General features: G+C 53.7%; 17 protein-coding genes and 1 pseudogene. 7 read left to right on the top strand and 11 right to left on the bottom strand.

The window, feature by feature from the left end; genetic code table 11:
* Positions 1 to 70 precede the first annotated feature (70 nt).
* Positions 71 to 217, top strand: a complete 147-nt coding sequence (locus tag CLAM6_RS17740) for a hypothetical protein (protein WP_172978636.1) — start codon at positions 71 to 73, stop codon at positions 215 to 217.
* A 46-nt stretch (positions 218 to 263) separates the two neighbouring features.
* The gene (locus CLAM6_RS06350) at positions 264 to 1,835 is read left to right on the top strand and encodes a hypothetical protein (protein WP_153635453.1); all 1,572 of its coding nucleotides are present in this window, start codon (positions 264 to 266) and stop codon (positions 1,833 to 1,835) included.
* Between the two features lie 342 nt (positions 1,836 to 2,177).
* On the opposite strand, the gene CLAM6_RS06345 is transcribed toward CLAM6_RS06350, so the two are convergent.
* From CLAM6_RS06345 to CLAM6_RS06325, 5 genes are all read right to left on the bottom strand, one after another.
* On the bottom strand, positions 2,178 to 5,213 hold the full coding sequence (locus CLAM6_RS06345; protein ID WP_197738713.1) for a DEAD/DEAH box helicase: 3,036 nt from the start codon (positions 5,211 to 5,213) through the stop codon (positions 2,178 to 2,180).
* Positions 5,200 to 7,041 carry an EH signature domain-containing protein gene (locus tag CLAM6_RS06340; protein WP_153635452.1) on the bottom strand — a complete coding sequence of 614 codons (1,842 nt, stop codon included), beginning with the start codon at positions 7,039 to 7,041 and terminating at the stop codon, positions 5,200 to 5,202. Before CLAM6_RS06340 ends, CLAM6_RS06345 begins: the two co-directional genes overlap by 14 nt.
* A complete protein-coding gene (locus CLAM6_RS06335) occupies positions 7,038 to 7,802 on the bottom strand; it encodes an OmpA/MotB family protein (protein WP_153635451.1) in 765 nt (254 codons plus the stop codon). Before CLAM6_RS06335 ends, CLAM6_RS06340 begins: the two co-directional genes overlap by 4 nt.
* Entirely contained in the window at positions 7,802 to 9,850 is a 2,049-nt protein-coding gene (gene zorA, locus CLAM6_RS06330) for an anti-phage ZorAB system protein ZorA (protein ID WP_153635450.1), read from the bottom strand. Before zorA ends, CLAM6_RS06335 begins: the two co-directional genes overlap by 1 nt.
* A gap of 263 nt (positions 9,851 to 10,113) precedes the next feature.
* Positions 10,114 to 12,354: a GmrSD restriction endonuclease domain-containing protein gene (locus CLAM6_RS06325; protein WP_153635449.1), complete on the bottom strand. Its 2,241-nt coding sequence runs from the start codon at positions 12,352 to 12,354 to the stop codon at positions 10,114 to 10,116.
* Between the two features lie 298 nt (positions 12,355 to 12,652).
* Here CLAM6_RS06325 and CLAM6_RS17905 point away from each other — a divergent pair.
* Positions 12,653 to 12,841: pseudogene (locus CLAM6_RS17905) on the top strand (IS30 family transposase); the annotation flags it as partial.
* Between the two features lie 732 nt (positions 12,842 to 13,573).
* A complete protein-coding gene (locus CLAM6_RS06320; RefSeq protein WP_043335079.1) occupies positions 13,574 to 13,927 on the top strand; it encodes a hypothetical protein in 354 nt (117 codons plus the stop codon).
* Positions 13,928 to 14,135: 208 nt separating this feature from the next.
* On the opposite strand, the gene CLAM6_RS06315 is transcribed toward CLAM6_RS06320, so the two are convergent.
* The 6 genes from CLAM6_RS06315 to CLAM6_RS06290 all read right to left on the bottom strand — a co-directional run bounded on the left by CLAM6_RS06315 (position 14,136) and on the right by CLAM6_RS06290 (position 21,370).
* Positions 14,136 to 15,080, bottom strand: coding sequence for a LysR substrate-binding domain-containing protein (locus CLAM6_RS06315; protein ID WP_242007804.1), 945 nt, complete (start codon positions 15,078 to 15,080; stop codon positions 14,136 to 14,138).
* A gap of 138 nt (positions 15,081 to 15,218) precedes the next feature.
* Positions 15,219 to 16,724 carry an aspartate/glutamate racemase family protein gene (locus CLAM6_RS06310; RefSeq protein WP_153635447.1) on the bottom strand — a complete coding sequence of 502 codons (1,506 nt, stop codon included), beginning with the start codon at positions 16,722 to 16,724 and terminating at the stop codon, positions 15,219 to 15,221.
* Positions 16,725 to 16,815: 91 nt separating this feature from the next.
* The gene (locus CLAM6_RS06305) at positions 16,816 to 18,138 is read right to left on the bottom strand and encodes a dicarboxylate/amino acid:cation symporter (protein WP_153635446.1); all 1,323 of its coding nucleotides are present in this window, start codon (positions 18,136 to 18,138) and stop codon (positions 16,816 to 16,818) included.
* 315 nt (positions 18,139 to 18,453) lie between these two features.
* Entirely contained in the window at positions 18,454 to 19,461 is a 1,008-nt protein-coding gene (locus tag CLAM6_RS06300) for an ABC transporter substrate-binding protein (protein WP_242007755.1), read from the bottom strand.
* A gap of 293 nt (positions 19,462 to 19,754) precedes the next feature.
* Positions 19,755 to 20,456 carry a pseudouridine synthase gene (locus CLAM6_RS06295; RefSeq protein ID WP_153635445.1) on the bottom strand — a complete coding sequence of 234 codons (702 nt, stop codon included), beginning with the start codon at positions 20,454 to 20,456 and terminating at the stop codon, positions 19,755 to 19,757.
* Positions 20,456 to 21,370, bottom strand: coding sequence for a nitrilase family protein (locus CLAM6_RS06290; protein ID WP_153635444.1), 915 nt, complete (start codon positions 21,368 to 21,370; stop codon positions 20,456 to 20,458). The genes CLAM6_RS06295 and CLAM6_RS06290 overlap by 1 nt, the downstream gene beginning before the upstream one ends.
* A 330-nt stretch (positions 21,371 to 21,700) precedes the next feature.
* Here CLAM6_RS06290 and CLAM6_RS06285 point away from each other — a divergent pair, with 330 nt between their 5' ends.
* The 3 genes from CLAM6_RS06285 to CLAM6_RS06275 are packed head-to-tail and all read left to right on the top strand — an operon-like array spanning position 21,701 to position 24,149.
* The gene (locus CLAM6_RS06285) at positions 21,701 to 22,078 is read left to right on the top strand and encodes a DUF1904 family protein (protein WP_131431706.1); all 378 of its coding nucleotides are present in this window, start codon (positions 21,701 to 21,703) and stop codon (positions 22,076 to 22,078) included.
* Positions 22,075 to 23,025 (top strand): EamA family transporter RarD, encoded by a 951-nt coding sequence (gene rarD / locus CLAM6_RS06280; protein WP_153635443.1) that lies wholly within the window; start codon positions 22,075 to 22,077, stop codon positions 23,023 to 23,025. The genes CLAM6_RS06285 and rarD overlap by 4 nt, the downstream gene beginning before the upstream one ends.
* Before the next feature lie 47 nt (positions 23,026 to 23,072).
* Positions 23,073 to 24,149: a YihY/virulence factor BrkB family protein gene (locus CLAM6_RS06275; protein WP_153635442.1), complete on the top strand. Its 1,077-nt coding sequence runs from the start codon at positions 23,073 to 23,075 to the stop codon at positions 24,147 to 24,149.
* Positions 24,150 to 24,246: the final 97 nt, after the last annotated feature.

The raw sequence follows: 24,246 nt of genomic DNA, 5'->3' as shown, positions 1-24,246 counted from the left end.
AAAAAGAGGTTGGTCCGAGTCGAGGTCAATTTTATAAGATTCACTCTCACCCACAGGAGAGAGCCAACACATGAAACATTCCAAGCAATCTAACCAGCAACAACAAAATGACCGCTCTAGGGCGCTTAATCCCAATCGCGGTACTACTGGCACAAATCGCGAGAATTCCAAGGCTCATGGAAACCGCGGCAAGCAGTTCAATCCAAACAACAAATAAACATGGAGTCAAGGCCTCGGCTAAAAACCGAGGCCTAACTATACACATGATAACTCAATATACTTATCCCTCCTTGGGAGAGGCTATCAAATATTTTGTATCTACTATGGGCATTCTACCTCGCAAGAATGAAGTCAAAGAGGATACAAATACGAGTGAAGCAGAAAAAAAGAAAATTCAAAAGCAAATTGAAAGGCTTGCCCGAGAGGAAGGGCATTTACAGGCACAATTTAATGCCCTGATTCCCTCAATAAACACTTATCTCACAGATTCTATTTCCTGTCCTATAGTAGCTGCCCAGATATGCTCAGTAGCCAACAAATTACACGAAAGCTATAAAGAGCTGCTAGTTGGTCAAGGTACCTTCATGAGTCAAAGAGATACCGTCCTATACTTTATAAAAAACTTTGCTATAGAAGCTTGTGTTACGGAATCAAGCTTGGCATATCTAATATACCAAGACTTAAGGTCGGACGCAGTATGGCCCGAAGAAGACTTCTGGTATCTCCCAGAAGAAAGAGATGGGAAAATAGTATGGCCGATAGCCAACGCAATGAAATGGGCATACTCTATAACCGAACTCTCTCAAACTCAATTCCATAAACCAGCTGATAGCGAGGATGTTTTCAATAGATTGGAGAATAACCTCAAAAATGCTAGTAAATGGACGCACGGAAAGTCTATACCCAGCATGCTCGGATTGACAAAAAATATCCGCGACTCGCTGGAAGCTCAGGAAAACAATGGAAAGAAGATACCGAGTGAAGTAAAGGACAGCATACTAGCCACTATATCTCTATCGCTAATTCTGACTTCATTAGCACAAGACGTTAAGAGAAACTATGGCGCTGAGACATTATTCCAGCTAACAGACCAAATAAAACAATATGTATACTGGATTAGAGAAGACATCGATGAGTTCCAGAAAAATTACTCTGAAGAGATTCAGTTACGAAAAATAGATGAAAATATTTCTGCACAAAAGCTAAAATATAAAATGCTATCTTCGTACTTACCGTTCTTTCATGAGAAGTGTCAGCGAGCTAGACATCCTATATCTGAACATATATTGCACCAAAGATCTATCGATAGAGCAATGGTCAATTGGCTGGCAAAAAGATATGGTAACTATGCTGCCAAAGTGCCTGAGTATGCGTATGATAATAGCCATATCAACGTACCCGAAGGCTTTTCCCTGTTGATGCCAATAGCATTGACCATGATAAACGATAATAATATTACATTAAAAGATATCGATAACTTTAGCAATTCACTACAAGCATATAATCTTGACAAGCAACTTCCGTGGGTAGCGGACTGGTTGTATGGCGGCTATTACTATAGAAAGGATGATTTTGAAAAAGCACATCAGCATTTTCAGAAATCGTTTCAGTATGGAAAGTATAGAGCAGGAAACACTTTCTATCGGGCCCTAAACCAGCACATAGAGATTTGTGCAAAACTTGACAAATGGAGAGAATTCAAAAAAGCAGCTCTGTGGGCGAAGTATTTAGGGATACCTGTGAGATGGCTGCGTGACGAAGAGCCTACTGACGAAAATCTTAGAGTTGCTTACAGATATTTAGGATTGAAGAACTGTAAGTATCCACGATTGTAATTGATACAGCCTTATCCATTAAGCTGATCTGGAGCGAAATCTACCAATATAGACAGCTTTCAAAGCACTGTAATATCGGCGAACTTCCTCGTTGACGGCCTGGTCCTTGGCTGAGGCTCAGGAGAGAAGCCCGTAATTTAGCGAAGGGTACAACTATGAACATAGTCACAGTATCCTTCGCTACATAACCCCAGACTAGGATTATGGCGGCGAAGCGAGAGATTCTGAAGTACTAGCGAACGGCCTCAAAAGCAGCATAGCAGCATCTCCCGTAGCGGTAGTCAAATGGAATCCGAGCACTCAGCCTATCCAGGAATTAACAACAATTGTGTAAATCTAGTACTACTCAAGCCCTAGCGACTTCAACACTTCACCTTCGCTGACCACATCAGTGGTCACAACGGCATCCTTTAATAGAAGCTTTCCGCTGAGTAATCGGTCGAGATGAACATCAAAGGAGTCGTAATCAGGATGTAAGGCGGTAGGAATATGAATATAGACATTTTTCCTCTGGCCAATACGATAAATCCGATCGGTAGCCTGTGCCTCTTTAGCGGGGTTCCAGTGGCGTTCCAGATGAATGACATGGTTAGCGCCCACAACCGTCAGACCAACACCTGCAGCAACCGGTGACATGATAATGGCATTGAAGCCCTGAACAGATTCAAACTGCTCAATTAAGCCCTTCCTAGTGAGGCTATCCCCTTTCTTTTCTACCGCAGATGTATCGCCATTTATAATATTGACATCAAGCCCATATATTTTATCCAACCATATCTTCACGAAACGTTGCACATTTTTTGAAATAATAAATATAATAATCTTTTCACGAGCCATCTTTATCTCATCAAGAATATTGAGGGCAACCCTCATCTTGGCAGATTGAGACATAATCTCTCGGTATGACTCAGGATTGGAAATCAAGGACTGCAATGGTGCACCAGCACGCGGGTGAAGCGATATTGTCCTCAATTTCTGCAGTGTCGAAAGAGCGATGCCTCTGACATCATCTGCTTCAGCCCTAAGTTTTCGATAGGCTTCTATCGCTTCATCGTAATGGGATAGCTGAGCACCGCTCATAACAGATGAAAGCTTTGGACTGTAGGAAACGTTATGCGATGATGCAGGCACACCACTATATATACTCTTAGTAGGAAGAGCTAAGAGTTGATTTTCCTTGATGCGACGCAGCATAAAGCCACCGGCTGCAGAACGTAGATCTTGACCAACCGATTGACGAATGGAATCCTTCTCGTCTTCAGAGGCACGTAGTATAGGGGACACCCATTTATCTCTGAAATAAACCCAATCTCCCAACAATCCAGGCTGCGCAGTATCCATCAGGCACCAGAAGTCACCGAGAGAGTTCTCAACAGGAGTACCAGTAGCCAATATCTTGATATCGCTATTAAGCCCCTTTGCTGCATGTGTCTGCAGCGTATTGGGATTCTTGAGATTTTGGGCCTCATCAAAGATGACCATTCCCCAGTCAACGAGACATAGTGAGAACTGGTAGTCACGGAGAGTTTGATACGTCGTAACAACGAGTCGTCTATTGACATCGAGTCTTTTTGAGCCTGCATCTGGCCCAACATGGAGAGCAAATCGAACCTTATCCTGGTCCATCTGGCCCTCTTCGTTCAATAGCTCTGAAGCCTGTACGGACTCCCGTTTCTCTCCTTTCTTCTTGAACTCGGCAAGATCTCGGCCAGACTGGAGGATCTTGACATCTTTAAAAGGAATAGTCTTGTAAGTCAGTGAAACCTCCTGCTCCCAATTCTCCACAAGGCTAAGAGGGGCAACAATGAGAATGGGTTTCTCTTTCAACTCATTCCGTCTGCTGTGTAATAGATACTCATTAATGGCCACGAGTGACATGTATGTCTTACCTAACCCCATGTCATCAGCTAGAACCCCCCCTTGGATACGCTCAAAACTATCACCTTTATCCAGAGTACTTAGTTCAATCAGCTTCAGCATCCAGTTCACCCCCTCTTCCTGGTGGGGAAAAGGCTTCCTGGCATAAATCTCCCAGTCAGGTTGGTTCTTTACCGTGTACGCATCGAGCCTGGTTCTTAAGGATTCACCGTTGTCTTCGGCATCTTTAACAATTATACCAACCTGGGTATCAGTTCTATCGACAGTTTGATAAAAATCTTCTTCTAACTGCTCTTTTTCATCAAGACGGCTCGCCACCTTACCAAGAATACTTTCTAGATTCTTGATATTCGATATGTCGACACACTCTCCTTGATAGTCAACAGTCTGCGCTCCTTGAGAACAAGCTACATCTAGTTTCCTCTGAAAATCCTCAAGCTCCTCATGGCTTTTGATGAGCTTATTGATAAGCTCGGGAGGTGAGGATGACTGTTCAACGCCAAACCAGTCGTTATTCCCTTGTTCCAAGCCTCCAAAATCCATATGCTTTATCTTGCCTACACCAAGCACGCGAACTGAAAAACCAAGGTCTAGATTAACCAAAGAAGCATCAAGAAAAGCAGAGGGAGAATTGATAAAGTCAACTACGCTTTCTGAGGGAATGCGGCGATTATTCATTACCTCTCTAACACCGCTCATCCTTTCTTCGTCAAGTATGACCACCTTGTTCTTTATTCTAATCACACCGCCATCTGAATTAATATCCAACTGACCAAGTCTATTTTCAATTTCATCCAAGCCATCGCCAACACTAGGAAAAAGCTCCAAGCTACCATCAGGCAACTGTTTTGCAATAACTCCAACCTCTTCTGCCTTTTCAACATTGATTCTTTCGAAATGGCTCAAGTCAATGTTCATACCGCTTCGCTTGGCCATCTGCAGTGAAGCTAGAAGTCGTAGGTTGTCACTGCTCTTCCTAAGATTCTCAGGTAGCATTGAATGCTTTTCCAGCGCCTGAAATGCTATCAACTGTGAGTAATCTAGCAAGTAGCGATTATCAGGACCGACTTCCATGAGAGCACCTTTGATACGACAGGGAACCTGACCTCCATTAAAAACTGGAAGAACCTTTACAGAAAATCCCTTGCTGTTAGAGTGACCTTTGATGGATGCCGTAAACTCTCCCTTAAACTGGGGTGGAAGCACCAGAATTTCTATTTGCTCATCATCCAGCGAAGCAGCGACGGGCACGTCAAGGCTGAAACCGTTAGGAAACCGCGTGGCAAGCCCCTGCTCTTCGAGCATACGAAGAACAACCCCTTGCAAGTTAAGGTTGGGAGACCCCTTACCCGAAAGAAATATCTCAAGCTCATGCTTATCAAGATATAGTTTGACACCATCATCATCAAATGTTAGGTGAAAACTCTCTGCACCACCTTGGTGATTATCTCCATCAGGGAGAATACTTCTCAGGATTTTTCGAAGTCTACTCTTCATCATCGAGAACCCCACTGTTCCTCAATATGCTCTCACCATCTTCTGTAACAACCCATTTGAAATCAGGCGCTTGCTGACAATAACCTTTCAGATCCCAGTGCAAGATATAGTTAATGTCTGTCAATGGCAGGCCTAAATATTTAGAAGCATCTCTTGCCTTGCTACTTGGATACATATATAAATAAATCATAACCTGAATTGCCAAAGGTGACGAGACGCCTTCAAAATGATTCCTTTTTGCCAACTCATCAAATTTTTTATTTTTAGCAGCAGTATTAAGTTTTTCAGCCGGCGATGGAATTATAACCGGTGGTACAGGCTTCACAACTGGCATACCAAACCTGGAAATATATCGCTTGTAATCTTCCTTTCTCAGCAAGGCTTCAATATCCAACTCAATACCATTATTAGCCAAAAACTCAAATACTTTATTCTGCCAAGTAGAAGGAGCATGAACGATGGCAGCGTGATTCAAGCTAGGATACTCTTTCCGATATTCTTTGGGCAACAGGATTGTCAAGTCAGAATGAGATAATGCTGACACCTCATATCCAATATACCGGCGACTCGGTGGAGCCAGGTAAACCCAAAGTTTGAAACTATGTGAACCCTCTATTAAATGGAAGTCTCCACAATCCAAGTATATGATCGCCTTGTCGGAAAGCTGACCATTTAACTTTATATAGTTAACCTTCAGCTCATCCTTCAAGATTCTTTTTACTGAGTGCTCAGCCTTGCTGCCGAGCATCAGCCTGGTACTCTTGATCATCTTGAGCCTGAAAAGCCCCTCCAGGAATGTTCTCCTAGCGGGAAACATCCTCTTTAATTCTGCATTATTGGTTGTTTCCCCATACTGCTCCAGCGCTTGAAGAAAGAGGCGAAGATCCTGCTTCGAAAGCCACCCCCTAACCTTTTCAACACGCATTTCGCCTAAAGGCGCCCACCACTCTCGGTAGCTCTTAACCCTACTTGATACACGCGGATCACCAGCCAAGCTCAACATGAAATCTTGCCAAGTTTCGCTCGCCTCCGCTACACGATCAATAAGGATCTCAAGGGCTGCATGGCCAATCCTCTTACCCTCGCTCCGATAGGGCGCCCTCGACACATCCTGGTGCAAAAGTTCATCAAAAATCGGCGACCACTCATTCTCGTCAACGTACTTTAACTTTTCTAAATAATAATGCGCACGACAAATATCCGAATAACGGCCCCCGTCAACCCCCAATAATCCGAACCTAGAGAATGTTTCCTGCAGCGAAATACTATTATTGACAGCATACTTCACTAACTGAGACGGCCCATCAACTGTCAGGATCCAGTCGCTTTGGCGGTTGACAACGTCTATAAGATCATCAATAGCCAGTTCTTCTTTCACAACCTTTATTTTACTTGCCTGATCAATAAGAGTTTTCTCAATGGATTCTCTCAGCGAACCATCGCTTGATGAAGGCAGGCGATCCAAGTTGTCGAATTCCTGGAAATAGAGCTGGAGAATATTGAGAAGAGGCACTCTGCCTAGGCGAGGCTGCTGAGCTTCAACGATGACATCAAGAAGCCTAGGGCTAATCAATTTCTTCAGAACTTCAGGATCATCGAGCCATAGCTGGGTGAGTGCGCGCACGGCCACTCTTTTCATGAGCAGGCTTGGTAGCACCTCAAACCTTTTATTATTGGCAACCTCTTTAATTTCCCCTTCAGCTTTTTGATAAAGTTCACCTCGCCCAGCATCGTTCTCAACCCTTTTTGCTGACGAAGTGATCTCATCCCAAGGCTCTAGTGAAAGAGCCTTCCAAGTTATATTAACTACCTCGAGAGATGGCAGTATCACAACGACTCATCCGCATATTTATCTTGGATATTTTGATAATCTTCTACTGTAGGCCGACGTATCGTAAACCTTATATCTATCCTTCTATTGGTCCGGAGATCTTCCTCGGATACCTGAACATCTGTGACAGGACGTGTTTCGGCATAGCCACTAACTGAAAATACCGGCAGCCCATCCAGGTTGGTCAAGCTTTCCAGACTTCGATTATCCGGCAAAACGTTTAGCCAATGTTGCCACAGAGAAATTGCCCGAAATGCCGAAAGCCCCCAGTTTCCCTTTCCACTCATTCCGTGATAAGGACGGTTATCTGTATGCCCTTCGACAAAAACAGTGTCGAGATATTTAATTCTGTTGTTCTTGAGAATCACCTCAGCCAGGACGTTACCGATTTGTGAGGCAGTCTCCCGATACTGCGGTCCAATATCAAATTCAGCAGTTTCAAACCCTAGAATCTCATTCGGTATGCTTAATACGGTATCATTTTCACTGACAGAAACCCGAATACCCCGACGGTGAAGCTCGTCAGCAGCCTCATGGAGAATAGTTCTTCTGACTTCGTCCGCCTGACCGAGCATCTGAATTTCTTCCGTGAATTCCTGCTGCTGCTCTTCCAGCTGCTCACGAATCTCCATGATCTGAACTATTAGCACTACCGACGCCAATATAAAAATGATCAACAAGGCTGACATAATGTCAGAAAATGACATCCAATATGGATTTTCCTCATCGACTGTGGCTTTTTCACGTCTATAAAGCTTCATTAACGACGCTCCAAATCATCCACAATACCATTAATAGCCATCACAGTTCTCTTCATTTGATCCGCAAAGGATAGAGTGTTTTTATTCCATTCTTCCATACGTTCAGAGACCTGCTCACGAACTTCCTTGCTGTACGCCCTGAGCCACTCTTCTGCTTGCTTTTCAATATTTCCCACCTGCTCACTAAGAGACTCACCCAGCCGGTTAAACTCATCTCTCAGCTTACTTATAAATTCTTCATTCTGGTTACTTAGTTCACCGAACCCGTCATTGGCAAATCTAGCTGCGGATTCAAGTTGATGGGCCGTATTACTGATAGTCTCCTGCAACTTGGATAAAGAATTTGCATGTTCTGCAATATTATCAAGAACCTCGCTATTTCTTATAGAAACACTATCCAGGCTTTCCGTAACAGCCTTGACTCTCTCATCAAGTACCGTAGTAGTCTTGTGGAGATTAGCCGACAGTGTTCCTAGCTGGGTCGCGCTATTAGTCATATTTTGACTGCTACGCTCAGCCGACTTGGCGACTTCACCCAGCGCGCCAGACAGCTTGTCATACTGTGAAGAAATGCCATCAAGATGCTGATTAGCACTCCTCGAAGCCTCTCCTACCTGTCTCATCAACTCTTGCTGCTCACTGACAAGCTTCTCGATGAGAATACTAAATCTTTCTTCAACCGCTTTCTGTTGCTCACTAAATTTGGCGGCACGATCTTGGTCTCTTTTCGCTTCCAGCGCCATCTGACTATCAATCGCCTCTGCCTGAGATTCAGACATTTGCTTTAGGCTTTCTTCATGCGCTCGCTGACGTTGCTCATCTCGCTCAGAGGTTTGACGGAACTGGTGTTCCATTGACTGCGTCATCTGCTCCATGAAATATTCGAACTTTTGAGTCAATGCAGACTGTTGCTCCAAAGCAGTCTCGCGCTGCTGTTCCAGCTGATGTGCAAATTCACGAGAGGTATTCTCAGCCTGTGCTCCACTCCTGTTTTGCTGCTCCGTTAGTGTAGTAAAGAGCTCATCCATCTTCACAGTCATTGAGCTTACTGCTTGATTTACCTGTTCGGAGGCACTTTCAAGCGCTTGGCTCTGCTCACTTCCCACCGATTTGACGCCTTCGGTGAAGTTGCCCACGAGCTTTTCGAGCACTTCAGTAGACTGATTGCTCGCGTTATCCACCAATGCCTGAATGGCTGGAGCCATGACATTGTTCAGGGAGTCTGATACTGCCTGCTGCATGGCCTCACTCATGCCACTAACGGTTTCCTGAAGCCTATCCCCGATACGTTCATGTAACTCCTGCAATGCTTCCTTGCTTGCCATGCTGGATTCAGCAATATGGATAAGAGAGTGCTCGGCAGGCATACGGGGGTAAAGAAAATCAATGTCATGCTGAAGCCTGTTGATACGCCTCAAAGCGCTTCGCTCAACCATCTTCTCTATCACATTGAGCAAGAGGCTGAGTCCAACCCCCCAAACAGATGTCAAAAAAGCAATTGCGGCACCATTGATCATGCTCGCGATGCCAGCTCGCAACGTATCAACATCGTCTGTATTGACCTGAAGGTTTCTTAATCCAATAGTTAAACCAATAAAAGTTCCTAATACCCCGATCGCGGTGAGAAAGGTTGGAGTAGCCGCTAGAAGACGACTTGATGTCAGACCGTATGCTAACGTTCTTCCGTTAAAGAAATGGTCGGCATCTAGTGTATTGAAAAGCTTATCTTTATCTGGAGAATATACTAGGCTTTCATCAAACTCTCCCCATAGTTTCCCTGCCTGGGTGTCTGAATCTTCTGCCTGTTTTAGTATTTGTTGTCGTTTCCAAGCCAGCTCTTCCCTTGACTGCCCCTTGATAAGGCTCTCAACAAACTTGATGCTCTTCCTGTACTTATTGAAATAATATCCTAAAGATACAATAGCGATCATGATTATCGCCATCATGGCTAACCAGAACCAGTCACTCATCTGGAGTTCATTGCTCTGGAAAGCTAAAGGATTCATAGCTTGAAAATTTGGTAAAAGATGCGAAATCGACTCAAGCATTATTAATTCCACTCAATTCATTTAAATATATACATCTCGACATTGACATATCGGATCACTGTTCCCTTCGGGAAAATACACTGACACATCTCCTCCCTCCGCCAATGCAGACATCGTCGCACGCTTTCCTAGGATGCTTGCCAATCTTCCAGCCCACGCGCATCACCACATACAACTCCTGGTCGGAAATCCCGGCGTGCCAGCTGCGAAAAGTAAGGATCAGCCCTGAGGGTTGAGTGATCTTCATTATGGCGAGCCCCTTGTCAGGCAATGAAGCCCTGTATCAGCTGTTGTGACAGCAGGTAGGGCGCTTGTCGAATCTCATCCAGTTGGTAGAGCTGCCAGCCGGCTAGCGTCTGCGGGATGGGTGAAGCCTTTCCATGGTCGTTCCAGATGCCCACCCGCTGCTCCGGCCAGGAAAGCTCGAAGTTGCCGACGATTTCGCCGCTGGCCCCCTCGATATCCTGCCCGATAACGGGGCGAGGCAGTTCCTGGTCGACAATCCACTCCACCACGGGGACCGCTGCCATATCTTCCAGGTGCTGCGCCCAAGAGGGGAGCACCGCTAGGGGATCATCAAGAATTTGTTCAGCCACATGGCACTTGAGATGATCAAAGTGTACGAAGACGTGATAGCCAGCTCGGTTAGCTACCTTGATCAGTTCACTTTCTTCATTCAATAGCAGGACTGCGGGTGCGCTCAACCCTGGCTGGATACCCTCGGGCCATGCCAGGTCGAGGATGGCAAGGAGTGCGCCACTCTGTGCGTCGTTTAGCTCGAATTCGAGCTCACCGGCGGGCAGCTTGTGAAGTTCCATCCACGCCTGGAGCTCGCGAAGCTCCTGCTCCTCTTCTTCGCTTTCGATTCCCCCCGGGACTACGCGAACAGGCCCCGAGTTAGTCTCAGTATCCTGGCTGTCATCGAAGTAATAGAGTTCGTCCAGGAGCCGGTTGGTCGCTTCAGCGAGCAATTCACGGCGTGCTTTGAGGAAGTCTGGATAGCGTTTGATCTGCCACAGCTCTCGCTGCATCGGCACCCATTGGCTCTGCAGGACATTCGGGTAACGATTGAGCACTTCCTCAAAATACTCAACAGGCAGGCGATTGGAGATGCTGAGGTTCGAGCCCTTGGTCAGGAAGCAGAAATTCGCCAAGGAGTTGACCTGTTGATGATCGTAACCGAACTCACGAAGACGATGCTTGGGGAAGATATGGTGTAATTCGAGAGATGAGTTGTTGCCGAGCATATTCTTCTTGAGCACGATTCCCAGGCCCCAATCTTGCGCTTCGCCAGTGCGCGTCAGCATGTAGAGCAACGAATAGAAGCGGTTGCCGCGCGTATGCCCGGAGAAGTGATCGGCGCGAACCTTGAGGTTGCCACGCCAGAGATGCAGCTCCTTGATAAGCGCCTCAATACCACGGGGCTGGTTGTCGAGGAATATGTCGAGGTCCCGTGAGAGCACACTCTCAGTCGAGCCGGAGTATCGCCCCCATATCGCCGCGTGGATGAACCAGAAAAGCATCGACTCCAGTGTGGCCTTATCGGTGATCTTGCCGCCCTTCTCTTCGATGAAACGCACCAGTACCGGGAAACCATAGTGGCCGGTGAGTACCTGCTGGTGGTCCAACCCCAGGCGATCACCGATCACATCCAGCAAATAGCTGATGTGTTTGATGGCCTTGTTCAGACCTGTAACAAACTGCTCGCCGTCAAGGTCGTGGATGAAGGAGAACTTGGCTTCGTTGGTGGTCAGGGTGGTAATACAGCGCAGCAGCCAGTCGAGGGAGAAATGGAAACCCTGGCCGCGCCAGTCATCGAGGGCTTTGCGCATCCTGGCTCGCGCATCCGGTTGCGTGGAGCAGATTCGCGCCAGCGCAAGGTCACCTTTGGAGAGCTTGGTGCCACCACTGTTGACCTTGTTGAAAATTTCTACAACCACGTCGAGGGTCTTGTCCTCTCCGGAAATCTGCTCTACGTGCACTTCGATATCGCGAACATCACGCAGCCGGTTGAGCCGGTTGTTGTATCGGCTGCCCTCCTTGAAGGTCAACTCAAGAGACTCGGCCAGACGCTCTGTCACCGACTCGGCCCCATCGATCATCAACTGCGTCACGCTGATCCACTTGGGATCATTGGCCATGCGACTAGGCATATAGAAGGAGAACTTCTCGTTCTCCACGTTGAAATAGAGATCGGCGAAGGCGCGCTCGTCGCCATCGAAAAAGGCCGGAGCCTTACCCCTCACGATGCCATACAGTGAAGTAATTCGCTGTTGGCCATCCAGCAGCAGATTGACCGTACCAGCGTTGAGCTGCTGATGGCCCCGATGACCGACGGTGCAGGCGTCGGTTGCCCAAGAGAGCAGACTACCCACGGGATAGCGCTTGTAGAGCGAGGTCATCAAGCCGCGTACCTGATCGCGGTTCCACACATAGCCGCGCTGGAATTCGGGTAGTGCCGTCTGTCCATTATCGATCTGATCGAGTAGCGTAGAAATCTTCATGCTGGTTCAACTCCCTGCGCGTCATTGCTTTCCATAGTTATTCACCTGCATACCGCCCCTTCAAATAAAGGGCAACAACGACCTCGGGATTCGCAGCCGACAAGTATCCACATGATCATAGTCGCGACTGAAGAGATTCCTCTCTCCCCACCCAGCAGTTTCCATTGATACCCCAGGCGATATAGATCCCGAGCGAGACTAGGGAAGCTAGGACTCCGATGCTGCTTTCGACGGGAAACATGATCTTGCCCAGTAACAGTGGACACCCTAACAAGGATGTATACTGTCGCTGGGCAAGATCAATGGCCTGATTCGCCAGCACCTCACCAAGGCAGCGGACTTGTCACTGACCAGTCAGGAAGAGCTAGATGCCATTAACTTCAAGCTGAATATACATCCCCGGAAGCGCTTCGACTTCAAATTCCCTACCGAGGTGATGAACAAACTGATCGCAAAGCACAGTAATGCACCGGCCTCAATCCAATAGGGGGATTGCACTCAGTATCCTTGTTGACTCGGGAGTAACGGATGCAAATCTTCTTCATCGACGTTGCTTCCATTGTCATGGGGTCACCTCGTTCAGTGTACTGCCTTAACGGGGTGTCCGCTGTTGGTGGGCAAGATCAGGACTTGTGACACCACGGCTACCGCACGGCGCTTACCGCTGGGGCAAGCTCCGTCTCATGGTTTTCCACCATGGCGTCCTGCCTTGGCGAGAAATGCATATTTGAATATAGGGAATTTCATGAAACCTAATAATAGCCGAGTCGAGACTAGCGCGGAAAGAAACCGTTAGTTCAATGCGACACACCGCGTCGCATTAACTAGACACCAAATTCGATATCCAGCGCGCCTCGCTGCGCCCTCCCCTCTTATCGCTCCCCAACTCCACGCCGAAAATTTCCGCACCACTCGCCATCGCTTACGTACACTGTCTGACTGAACTGATATCCAGCTTCATAAAATTCATACGCCTACGTAAGACATTGCCAACAAATCCCAAAATCCACTTTCCCCAGCCCCACGGGAAATTTCCGCCCGGGCACGGGAAATTCCGGCTTCTTCCGCCACCACCTATCGGTAACTCACTGATTCATATAGAAAGTGGTGATATTGGAGGCTCCAAGTTGCCTCGTTTCGTCTCACAGCCAAAACTCATATTGCACTGCAGCAAAAACAGGCGTATCAATGTACTCAGGTTCCTTACTTGGAGAGCACAATGGCTAAACAACCTGCCTGGTCAGAGTTGGTCCCGACGACGCCGGCTGCGATGTTCGATGTCTGGAAACTGGGCACGACATCGGTGGAGATGTGGTCGACGGCCATGTCGACCATCATGTCGCGCACTCAGTTGTGGGGAACCCAGTCACCGCTGGACCCGAAGATGATCACCGAGAACCAGAAGATGGTGTCGGAGAAGATCGCAGCCAGCTGGGAGATGTGGTTCGTGATGCAGAAGGCGTGGATGAACGCGATGACGGGCGGCAAGGTGGCGCCGTGGTGGACGACGGGCACCCTCTTCATCAAGCCCTTGCACAAGCGCACGACGGCCAACTCGCGTCGACTGTCGTGAGAGGCGTTTCATGGCTTGCAGCTGCGGCCGCTAGGCTGTGAGCTGAGATGCGCTCAAGATGCCACAACGCAAGACGGGAGCCCTAGTGGCTCCCGTCTTGCGTTATGCACTGGCGATGATTTCAGGTCATTGCCCTGCTCTTTGCCTTGCGTGCTCTTTCCGTTGCGTGCCCTTTCCGTACTCTTTCTTCTCCGGGCCCTTTCTTTCCCTATCCCTGCCTTGGTACACCGCCAGCAGGCGATTGGTCTGGCTCGAGGGTTTCGTCTTCGGCGGTCAGGCAAGCTTGCCAGATGCGTTCGGCCACGCGCTGGTCATGCTCGGCGTGGCGGAAGAGGCAGATGTCCAGCGGTGCGGTGTGGCTATCATCGCTGATGATGACGAGGCGCCCGGCGGCCAGCTCGTCGCGCACGGCGCGTTCCGGCACCCAGGCGATGCCGCTGCCGGCGAGTGCACCGCGCTTGAGCACGTCAGACATCGAGCATTCGTAGCGGAAGTTGAGTCGCGCGGCGAGGTTCTGGCGGCCAATGATCAGTGCGGTCAGGCGCCCGAGATAGCTGTCGCTGGAGTAGCAGAGATAGGGTTGCGGCGTGTCGCTGTCGAGGGAGTAAAGCGCCTGGCCTGCGTCATCGACGGCACTGACGGGCACCAGTCGCTCGGAGCCGAGCACGATGGAGGGATAGCGCACGATGTCGGTGAGCGTCGGCAGTAGCGGGCTGTTGTAGGCCAGCATCAGATCACAGTTGCCGCTGATCAGGGCATCGACACAGCCGGCGACGTGGTCGGGCACGATGCGTGCCTTGAGATTGCCCAGTCGGTTTTGCAGCTGTTCATGCCAGTCGACGAAGAAGCTGACCGCCAGCGTGTGCGAGGCGGAAATCGAGACGACTTCCTCTATCTTGGGCACGAAACCGAGCGCCTCATCGCGCCCGACGCGCAATACCGAGAGCGCATCCTGGGCGGTACGCTGGAAGGATTCGCCTGCGGGGGTCAGGCCGACGGGGAACAGGCTGCGGTCAATCAGGGTGGCGCCGACCCAGTATTCCAGATTGCGAATACGACGGCTGAAGGCCGGTTGCGTCACGTTGCGCAGGGTGGCGGCGCGCGAGAAGTTACGCGTCACCGCCAGGGTGAGGAAGTCTTCCAGCCAGTTCATTTCCACGGCGAGCACCTGAAGAGAGGCATGAATGAGACAAAGGCACACAGCGAGCCTGCGTGAGCGCAGTATATCGCGTCGCTGGGTGTCTTTTCTTCAAGCTCTCTTCACTGGCTGATCGGATGGTTGCAGCGCTGATCAGGCCTCGGCTTGCGCCAGTGCCACACAGCGCTGCGCGAGAATTTCCGCGGGATCGAGCAGCGCCACCCGCTCACGCAGTGCCGCATCGAGCTCGATCAGCGGAAGCTCGGTACAGCCCAGGATGATCACTTCTGCGCCCCGCGCCAGCAGGTGGGAAATGGCAGCCTGCAGATGCTCGCTGCACTCCCCTGCCGTATGCCCCGCCTTCACGCCGTGATGCCCGTAGATCGCCTCCATCACCTGGCTCTGACAGCGCGCATCAGGCACCAGCGCTTCACGCCCCGAGGCCTCGATGATGTCGTGATAGACCCGACTGGTCACGGTGCCACTGGTCGCGAGCAACCCGACCCGCGTCACCGGCGTCTGTATCGCTGCAATATGGTCGACCACCGCCGTCAGCATGTTGATGATCGGAATGCCGATATAGGGCTGGATGCGCGCCACGAAGGCATGAGCGGTATTGCAGGGAATCGCGATGGCATTGGCGCCATCGGCCTCTAGCCGCTGACAGGTCGCGAGCATCGGAATACTCGGATCCTCGCCCTTGCCGATCAGATTGGCGGTGCGATCGGGAATCTGCGGATTCTGCTCCACCACCATCTTGAGGTGGTCCTGATCGCGTTCGGCACGCGTCAGGCTGACCACCTTGCGCATGAAGTCCACCGTGGCCGCCGGCCCTACCCCACCGAGCACGCCAAGCTTGAAGTTGTGATTCTCGCGCTCGCGGTCCACGCCCAGTGCGTATTCGGCGTAGATGAGGTTGGAGTCGAGCAAGGGCACCGGCACCAGCGGCTGCAGCGACTCCATCAGCACCGGAATCTCGCTCAGGCCCGGCACGATGATCTCCGCGCCCTGACTGACCAGGTCATCACAGGCCTCGAGCAACAGTTGCAGACACTCGCCACCATGATGGCCGCTCTTGATGCCGCTCGGCCCATAGATGGCCTGCATCAGGGCATCACGCTGCAGCGTGGCATCAGGGTAGATGACCTCGAGGCCGCCAGCTGTCGCGAGGCTTCCGTCTTGCGCGGCATCCGGCTCACCGAAGCGCTGCTCGAAGATGCCGGAGGCGCGCACGTAGCTTGAGGTCAGCACGCCGATCTTGCGCACCTCGGGATAGTCGCGGCGAATGCGCGCCAGCAGCGCATCGAAGATATCGACAACGTTGAAGCTGATTTCCGGGGTGATCTCGGCCAGGAAGGTGTGAGAGAGAAAGCATGGCACCATCGCGTTCTCGACCTTGCCCTGCATGTCCTTGAGCACGTTGTAGACGTAGAACTTGCGCCGCAGCGGATCATAGGCCTCCGCGGCGATTCCCGGACCATCATCGAAGTGGCGTTGCTCGAAGGCGATATCCACCCCGCCCGGCGGCTTGCAGTACTGCGCCGCGCGCACCGTCTTGAGCAGGACATCCGCGCTGCCGATCGCCCCCAGGCCACCCACGACGCCGTAGCGAACGACAGAGGGACTGGCTTTATGTGAAGGTGCGTTGGGGCGTTCCATGACGATGTTCTCCTGATGTCGTTGACACGCTAATCACGCGGATGCCGACAAGCCGATGATGATGACGCGGTGGGTGTTCAGACAAGAGCGCTCAACTGAGCTCTGAGCGCATGACGTGGGGCGTATTGAAGACTTCCTCGTCCAGCTCGCCTTCGCTCTTGGCGACCAGGCAGCTGACGGCGCAGTCACCCGCCACGTTGAGGCCGGTACGCGCCATGTCGAGCACACGATCGATGCCGGCGATGATGGCGACGCCTTCCAGCGGCAGGCCGACGGAGGTCAGCACCAGCGAGAGCATGATCAAGCCGGCCCCCGGCACACCGGCGGTACCGATGGAGCCCAGCGTCGCGGTCATGATGATGGTGACGTATTCGGTCATGCCCAGATCGACGCCATAGGCCTGGGCGATGAACAGCGCGCAGACGCCCTGATACAGCGCGGTGCCATCCATGTTGATGGTCGCGCCCAGCGGCAGCACGAAGCTCGAGACACCTCGCTTGACGCCCAGATTCTGCTCGGCGGCCATCATGGTCACCGGCAAGGTGCCGGAACTGGAAGTGCTGGTGAAGGCGAGCATGATCGGCTCGACACTGCCCTGGAAATAGCGCAGCGGGTTCAAGCGCGCCAGAAAGCGCAGCATGCCGCCATAGACCACGATGGCATGCACGAAGCAGCCGAGATAGACGATACCGATCACCTTGGCCAGCGGCGCGAGCATCGCCAGGCCATAGGTGCCGGCCACCCAGGTCATCAGGGCGAAGACACCGTAGGGCGTGAAGGCGATGATGATGCTGGTCATGCGATAGATGATTTCCGCCGCGGATTCAAAGAACACGCGTACCGGACGGGCTTTCTCCCCCACCAGCGTGATGGAGAGGCCAAACAGGATCGCGAAGACGATGATCTGCAGCACATTGCCTTCGGCGAAGGCCTCGACGGCATTGGTCGGCACCAGCCCGAGCAGCGTATCGACGGCGGTCGGCGCTTCACGCACCTCGACATTGGCCGCGTTGCCCAGGTCGATCCCGACGCCGGGCTGGAAGACGGTGGCCAGCCCCAGGCCGATGGTGATGGCGACCGCCGTCATGCCCAGATAGAGCACCAACGTCTTGACGCTCAGGCGGCCGATCTTGGAGAGGTTGTTGAGCGAGGCCACGCCAGTGACCAGCGAGATGAAGACCAGCGGCACGATCAGCATCTTGATGCCGCGGATGAACAGGTCACCCAGCGGTTTGATATCGGCGGCGATATCGGCGCGCCCGGTCTGGTTGAGCACGATACCCAGCCCCAGACCCAGAACCAGTGCGATGAAGATCTGCTTCCACAGCGCCAGCCGTGTCCAGGGAGACAGAAAGCGCGCAATGGGCCCGGGAGAGCGAGGCAACGAGGCGGAGGAAGAGCCTGAATCAGCCATGAGTGTTTCCTTCTTGTCATTATTGTTGGCTGCGCGTGGAAGCAGCGCAGAGTGCAGACTGATGGTGATACAGGCCCCTATCCCGCGACCAATTCTTTATTTGGATTTTCCATGCAAGATTTGCATGACGACGAATTCTCCTCCTGATGCGCGGCATACCAGAGGCTATTCCCGGCTCTGACGCTGTGCGCTTTCTTGACACGTTCGCTGCTGAAGAACGCACGAAGCCCGCTCAATGAGCGGGCTTCGTGTACTGACCACAATATTCAAGGTGTTGCATCCACAAAGATCAGCGGCACCTTTTCAAGCTGTCGATCATGCCTCCGGCAGGCCGAGAGCCTCCTTGACGGCCGGCCAGGCAGGTTCACCATCACGGGTGGTCACGCCTTCCAACCAGGCCTTGACCTTGGCCGGGTTGGCCTTCATCCACTCACCGGCGACCTCTTCCTGCGGCTTTTCTTCCTTGCCATAGCCGTAGATCAGCGCGCTCTGATCATCCGAGCTGAAGGCCAGCTGATCGAGCAGGCGGGTCGCATTGGGGTGCGCTTCCGACCATGCCTTGTTGGCCAAGGTCTTCACATCACTGGCGCCGCCACCCGGGCCCCACATGTCATCCGGGTCGTCGAGGAAGACCATGTCGTATTCGATGTTCATCCAATGCGGTGTCCAGCCGACGAACAGGATCCACTCCTTGCTCTTGGAGGAATTGGCCACGGTGGCCAGCATGCCCGGCGTCGATGACTCCTTGAGGTCCCAGTCGCCCAGACCATAGATATCACCATCGACCCCCTTGTTGACGATCTCGCTGGAACCGGAGCCGATCTCGATGGAATAGATGGTCTTCTCGAACTTGTCGGCGAACTCCGGCTTGTCGAGGTCTTCGTTGGAGGTCACTCCGGCCTCAGCAACGTAGCCCGGCACCGCGAACCCGAGGCGCGCGCCTTCGACATTGTTGCCCATGTCGACCAGCGTGCCCTTCTCCATCGCGGCGTCGTACATGTTGCTCTGCGCCGGCAGCCAGGCGGCGAGGAAGGCATCCACCTCGCCCAGCGACATGCCTTCATAGGTGATCTGCGCGCCCAGCTGACGCGTGCTGGGGGAGTAACCCAGCGCTTCAAAGACTTCCGAGGCAATCTCGGTCTTCATGGTCACGCCCGGCCACGGCGGCGCGGAGAACACCACACTGGCATCTTCCGCGGCAGACGCCGGCGCCGACAGCGTTGCCAGCAACAGGCCACTGCCCGCCAGCGCCATGCGCAGTGGCAGGGGGTTCAGCAGGTGGGACCTGGTGAAGGGAGACGACTTGAAGAAGGGGGACGACATAGTGGACTTTCCTCGTTGTTGTTATGAATACGTCATTGTCATGAAAATACTGGAAACAAGCGTTTGATTGAAGACGGCCTCTGCATAAATACCACTTCTGCAAAACCCACTTCCAGCAAAGAATTCACAATACGAGCAGGCAATTGCCTACCTTAAGCGCGATCGTTGGATCGATACAAGGCTCGGCGGCCAACGACGCGCATGAAAAAGCCCCCGCCATTCGTGAAAAATGGCGGGGGCTTTTCATGATGCATACGCTGATGAATCAGAAGCTAGCGACCAGAAGCGAATGATCAGAAGCTGGCGATCTCTTCCGGACGCAGGAAGCGGCATTCGCCCGGCTCCAGCTCCGGGTCCAGCTCGACAGCCCCGATGGCTTCGCGATGCAGGGCTTCGACGTGATTGCCGATGGCCGCGAACATGCGCTTCACCTGGTGGTAACGGCCTTCGGTGATCCACAGCAGACCCACGGTGGCGGTTTCCATCTCGAGACGCGCCGGACGCGTCGGCTTCTCTTCGCCATCCAGCATCAGGCCGTGCTCGAAATCGGCAATGGCGGTGGCCAGCTCATCGCCTTCCAGCGGACGCGCCAGAGTGACGCGATAGCGCTTGGCACAGGCCTTCTTGGGCGAGGTGACACGGTGGTTCCACTGGCCGTCGTCTGTCATCAGCACCAGACCGGTGGTGTCGACATCGAGACGCCCGACGATGCTCAGGCGCTCGACATTGGGCAGATCGATCAGGTCATGCGCGCGCTCATAGAGGCCCGGCTTGCTGGTGCATTCCACATTGGCCGGCTTGTACAGCATCAGATAGCGCAGCCCCATCAGCTCCAGGTGCTCGCCATTCCATTCGACGCGCATGCCGTCCTTGACGGCGCTCGCGGTGTTCTTGACTACCTCACCATCCACGGTGACATCGCCGCGGTGCACGACCTTCTTGGCATCGCTACGGCTGAGATCCGTGGTTTCGGTAAGGAATTTGTCCAGGCGCATCAGGCCTCCAGAGTGAAATGATCGGCGTCCATCCACGCCGGAAACTTGGTTCGAAACTCGTCGAGCGCGCCGCGTTCAAGCGTCACGGTCTCGATGAAGGGCTGGTCTGGCGCAGGGTCGAGGATGGGCTCGCCCTTGAAGTCGCAGACCATGGAGTCGCCGGTATAGTGCAGCCCGTTGGCGTCGTCACCCACACGGTTGACGCCCACCACGTAGGCCAGATTCTCGATGGCGCGCGCCTGCAGCAGCGTACGCCACGGATGACGCCGTACGCCCGGCCAGTTGGCCACGCACAGCAGCAGGTCATATTCAAAGGCGCTGTCGGCGGCGGTCTCGGCGGCACTCACGCCACCGATGACGGGACGCTGACGCAGCCAGGTCGGGAAGCGCAGGTCATAGCAGACCGAGAGCTGAATCCGAAAGCCGTTGAGCTCGACCAGCACCCGCTCATAGCCCATGCCATAACGCTCATGCTCACCGGCCATGCGGAACAGATGGCGCTTGTCATAGTGCGTCACCTCGCCGTCGGGCGTGGCCCACAGCATGCGGTTGTAACACTCGCCGTCATCCAGCACCGCAATGCTGCCGGTCATCACGCAACCGCGGGTGATGGCCTGTGCCTTGAGCCAGTCGACGCTCTCGCTGGACTCCATCGGCTGCGCCATCTCACGCGAATTCATGGTGAAGCCGGTGGCGAACATCTCGGGCAGCACGATCAGATCGGTTGCGGCATTGCGGCCATCGGCGCCCATGACCAGGCCAGCGGCATCCAGCTGCTCGCCGAGCAGACGGCAGTTCTCCGCCGGGTCTTCCCAGCGCAGGTCCGCCTGCACCAGGCTGACACGCAGTGTCGCCCCTCGCGAGGCATCACCAGCATTCGCTTGCGAGGAAGTCGCCTGTGGCTGTGTCGTCATGGTCGTCGTGCCTCCCTGCTGACTGAATGGACGCTTGAGTGGCAACTGGCGGATTCGCGGCGGCGTGAGCCTTGCCCACCCTGCCGCCGGTCGTGCCACGCCTTGAAAGCGCTCATTCTACCGTCTGTGGCGATCAGATGTGAGAGGCAAAGCATGATCTGTCACCACCGCACTGCTCAGCACGCGCACGAATCCCTGGCGGCGGGTGTGAGCATCAGAAGCCAGTGATATATTGGCGATGAACGCAAAGTCGCCACGCCAGGTTGCGGCGACGTCTGTTCACCGCGAGCTTGCTCGCCCCCTCCCCATCCCGACTCACAGGAGAGCTTCATGCCTCAGCTTCGCTTCCACGGTGTCACGCCTGCCCGTCTTGCCCCTGTCTCGCGCGCACTGATCGATCAGCTGAGCGAAGCGACCGCCACCGCGCGCGACGAATTCACGCTGGAATGCATCACCACCCAGTATGTGTTCGATGGTCAGCTCGTCGACGCCTTCCCTTTCGTCGAGGTGCTGTGGTTCGAACGTGGCCAGAAGGTGCGCGATCTGTGCGCCCAATCCATCGCGCAGGCCATGAATGAGGCCGGCTATCCGGAGGCCGAAAGCTTCTTCATCGCCCTTGAGCCGTCGGGCTACTACATCGCAGGTAAACCGCTGGCGCAGATCGCAGACAAGCCACTGGCGCAGGATGGTTCGAGCGACTCCGCATGAGGCGGGAGCAGGCAAGCCCCTCAGTCGAGAGCCTGGCGCAGGCGCGCCGCGAGAGCGCCAAGGGTGTCGGCTTCGGGCTGGGCGCCTATGTGATGTGGGGCTGTTTTCCGCTCTACTTCGCGCTGTTCGAGGGCATTCCCGCCTGGGAAGTGCTGCTGCACCGCATCCTGTGGAGCTGCGTGTTCATGGTGCTGCTGATCAGTGTCATCCGGCGCTGGTCACCGGTGCGCGCTGCCTTCGCCGAGCCCCGCAAGCTTGTGCCGGTGCTGGCCTGCTCGATCCTGATCGCGCTCAACTGGGGCATCTACATCCACGCGGTAGAGGTGCATGAGGTACTGCAGGCAAGCTTGGGTTACTTCATGACGCCGTTGGTCAATGTCGGACTGGGCATGCTGTTCCTGAAGGAGCGCCTGACGCGCGTGCAGCTGTTCGCGCTGGGGCTGGCCGTTCTCGGCCTGAGCCTGCAGCTGATCGGGCTGACGAAACTGCCGTGGATCACGCTCTCGCTGGCTGTCACCTTCGGCACCTACGGGCTGCTCAGAAAGCGCATCGCGCTGGATGGTCTGTCGGGCCTGCTGGTCGAGACGATGATGCTCGCGCCACTCGCGCTGCTGCTGATCGGCGGCCAGTGGTTCTCCGGCGAATCGCACTTCACGGCCAGCGATGTCGGCCCGCTGGGGCTTCCCGCCAGCGTGCTGATGATGTCCAGCGGCGTGCTCACCGCGCTGCCGCTGCTCGCCTTTGCCGGTGCGGCGCGTCGCCTGCGCCTCGCCACGGTCGGCTTTCTGATGTACATCAACCCGACCATGCAGTTTCTGATCGCGCTGCTGATCTTCAAGGAAACCCTGCATCCGACGATGCTGATCACCTTCGTGCTGATCTGGAGTGGTCTGGCGCTCTATACCGCCTCGACGTTCTTCCAGCATCGCGCCCGACAGCGCGGCTGAAATCACCCTTGAACTGACTTCACGAACCAAAGCGAGGATGCCCAGCCATGCCAGACCCTGCTGCAGACTCCGTGAGCAGCCGCCTGTTGCGCTTTCTGCCGCGCCTGCTGGCCTTCGCCCTGCGCGTCATCGGACAGTTCATCGCCAACCGTGGCGTACTGCTGGCCGGTGGCGTCGGCTACAACATCCTGCTGTCCAGCGTGCCGCTGTTCGCCTTGCTCTGCGTGCTGCTGACGCACCTGGTGGATGAAACGCGCCTGATGAGCATCATCGCCATTCAGGTCCAGCATCTGGGGCCGGGCCAAGAAGATATCCTGTTGGACGCGGTGCGCAAGCTGCTGGCCAATCGCGAGGTAATCAGCTGGATCGGCATGGGCGGCTTGCTGTTCTTCGCCGGGCTGGCCTTTCGCATGCTGGAAGACGCCATCGCGCTGATCTTCCATCAGCATCCGGTGATTCGTAAGCGCAGCGCCTGGATTTCCGCCCTGCTGCCCTACGCCTTCGTGATGGTGCTGGGGGCGGGCCTGCTGGCGCTGACCCTGCTGGTGGCGCTGGCTTCGGCGATGAATGACGCCCTGACGCTGCTGACCGGTATCGAGTTGACCCTGGGCGATGCCGGCAGCGAGGTGATCTATCTGATCAGCATCGTCGGCATGTTCGGGCTGTTCAGCGCCATCTACAAGATACTGCCCCAGACCCGCGTCTCGACCCGCCGCGCGCTGGTCGGTGGGCTGGTCGCGGCCACGCTGTGGGAGCTGACGCGTCTCGCCTTGAGCTGGTACTTCACCCACCTTTCCTTCGTCGGCGCTGTCTACGGCTCGCTGGCGACGCTGATCGTGCTGCTGCTGGGGCTGGAAATCGGTGCCGTGATCCTGCTGCTCGGCGCCCAGGTGATCGCCGAGCTTGAGCAGTGCTCACGCGAGAACATTCGCTGGTACCGCACGCCGGATCGCAAGCCACTGACGCGCCTGCAATCCCGCCGTAATGCCATGCAGCATGCCGGCGAGGTCAGCGAGGAGGAGGAGTTGGCAATGAGCCCAGACAGGGGGTCAGGCAAGGGTTCAGACAAGGTTGCAGAAAACGGCTCAGCAAACGGTTCAGAAAGCGGCTCAGACAAGCGCTAGTACACGCCCTCGGAAAGCTCACCGCACACAACGAAAAAACCGCCCCGAGGGGGCGGTTTTTTATGCTCGCATCGCAGAGATGATGCCTGCAGTCACG

It is taken from the genome of Cobetia sp. AM6, from assembly GCF_009617955.1.
GTDB lineage: Bacteria > Pseudomonadota > Gammaproteobacteria > Pseudomonadales > Halomonadaceae > Cobetia > Cobetia amphilecti.
Note: the sequence above shows the minus strand (reverse complement) of the source record. Positions and strands in the feature narration are given on the sequence as shown.

Coding starts and splice junctions, on each gene's coding strand:
- CLAM6_RS06295 (WP_153635445.1), bottom strand. CDS start 20,456: ATGCGCCTGGACAAATTCCTTACCGAAACCACGGATCTCAGCCGTAGC.
- CLAM6_RS06275 (WP_153635442.1), top strand. CDS start 23,073: ATGCCAGACCCTGCTGCAGACTCCGTGAGCAGCCGCCTGTTGCGCTTT.
- CLAM6_RS06325 (WP_153635449.1), bottom strand. CDS start 12,354: ATGAAGATTTCTACGCTACTCGATCAGATCGATAATGGACAGACGGCA.
- CLAM6_RS06285 (WP_131431706.1), top strand. CDS start 21,701: ATGCCTCAGCTTCGCTTCCACGGTGTCACGCCTGCCCGTCTTGCCCCT.
- CLAM6_RS06300 (WP_242007755.1), bottom strand. CDS start 19,461: ATGTCGTCCCCCTTCTTCAAGTCGTCTCCCTTCACCAGGTCCCACCTG.
- rarD (WP_153635443.1), top strand. CDS start 22,075: ATGAGGCGGGAGCAGGCAAGCCCCTCAGTCGAGAGCCTGGCGCAGGCG.
- CLAM6_RS17740 (WP_172978636.1), top strand. CDS start 71: ATGAAACATTCCAAGCAATCTAACCAGCAACAACAAAATGACCGCTCT.
- CLAM6_RS06350 (WP_153635453.1), top strand. CDS start 264: ATGATAACTCAATATACTTATCCCTCCTTGGGAGAGGCTATCAAATAT.
- CLAM6_RS06310 (WP_153635447.1), bottom strand. CDS start 16,724: ATGGAACGCCCCAACGCACCTTCACATAAAGCCAGTCCCTCTGTCGTT.
- CLAM6_RS06290 (WP_153635444.1), bottom strand. CDS start 21,370: ATGACGACACAGCCACAGGCGACTTCCTCGCAAGCGAATGCTGGTGAT.
- CLAM6_RS06335 (WP_153635451.1), bottom strand. CDS start 7,802: ATGAAGCTTTATAGACGTGAAAAAGCCACAGTCGATGAGGAAAATCCA.
- CLAM6_RS06345 (WP_197738713.1), bottom strand. CDS start 5,213: ATGATGAAGAGTAGACTTCGAAAAATCCTGAGAAGTATTCTCCCTGAT.
- CLAM6_RS06315 (WP_242007804.1), bottom strand. CDS start 15,080: ATGAACTGGCTGGAAGACTTCCTCACCCTGGCGGTGACGCGTAACTTC.
- zorA (WP_153635450.1), bottom strand. CDS start 9,850: ATGCTTGAGTCGATTTCGCATCTTTTACCAAATTTTCAAGCTATGAAT.
- CLAM6_RS06320 (WP_043335079.1), top strand. CDS start 13,574: ATGGCTAAACAACCTGCCTGGTCAGAGTTGGTCCCGACGACGCCGGCT.
- CLAM6_RS06305 (WP_153635446.1), bottom strand. CDS start 18,138: ATGGCTGATTCAGGCTCTTCCTCCGCCTCGTTGCCTCGCTCTCCCGGG.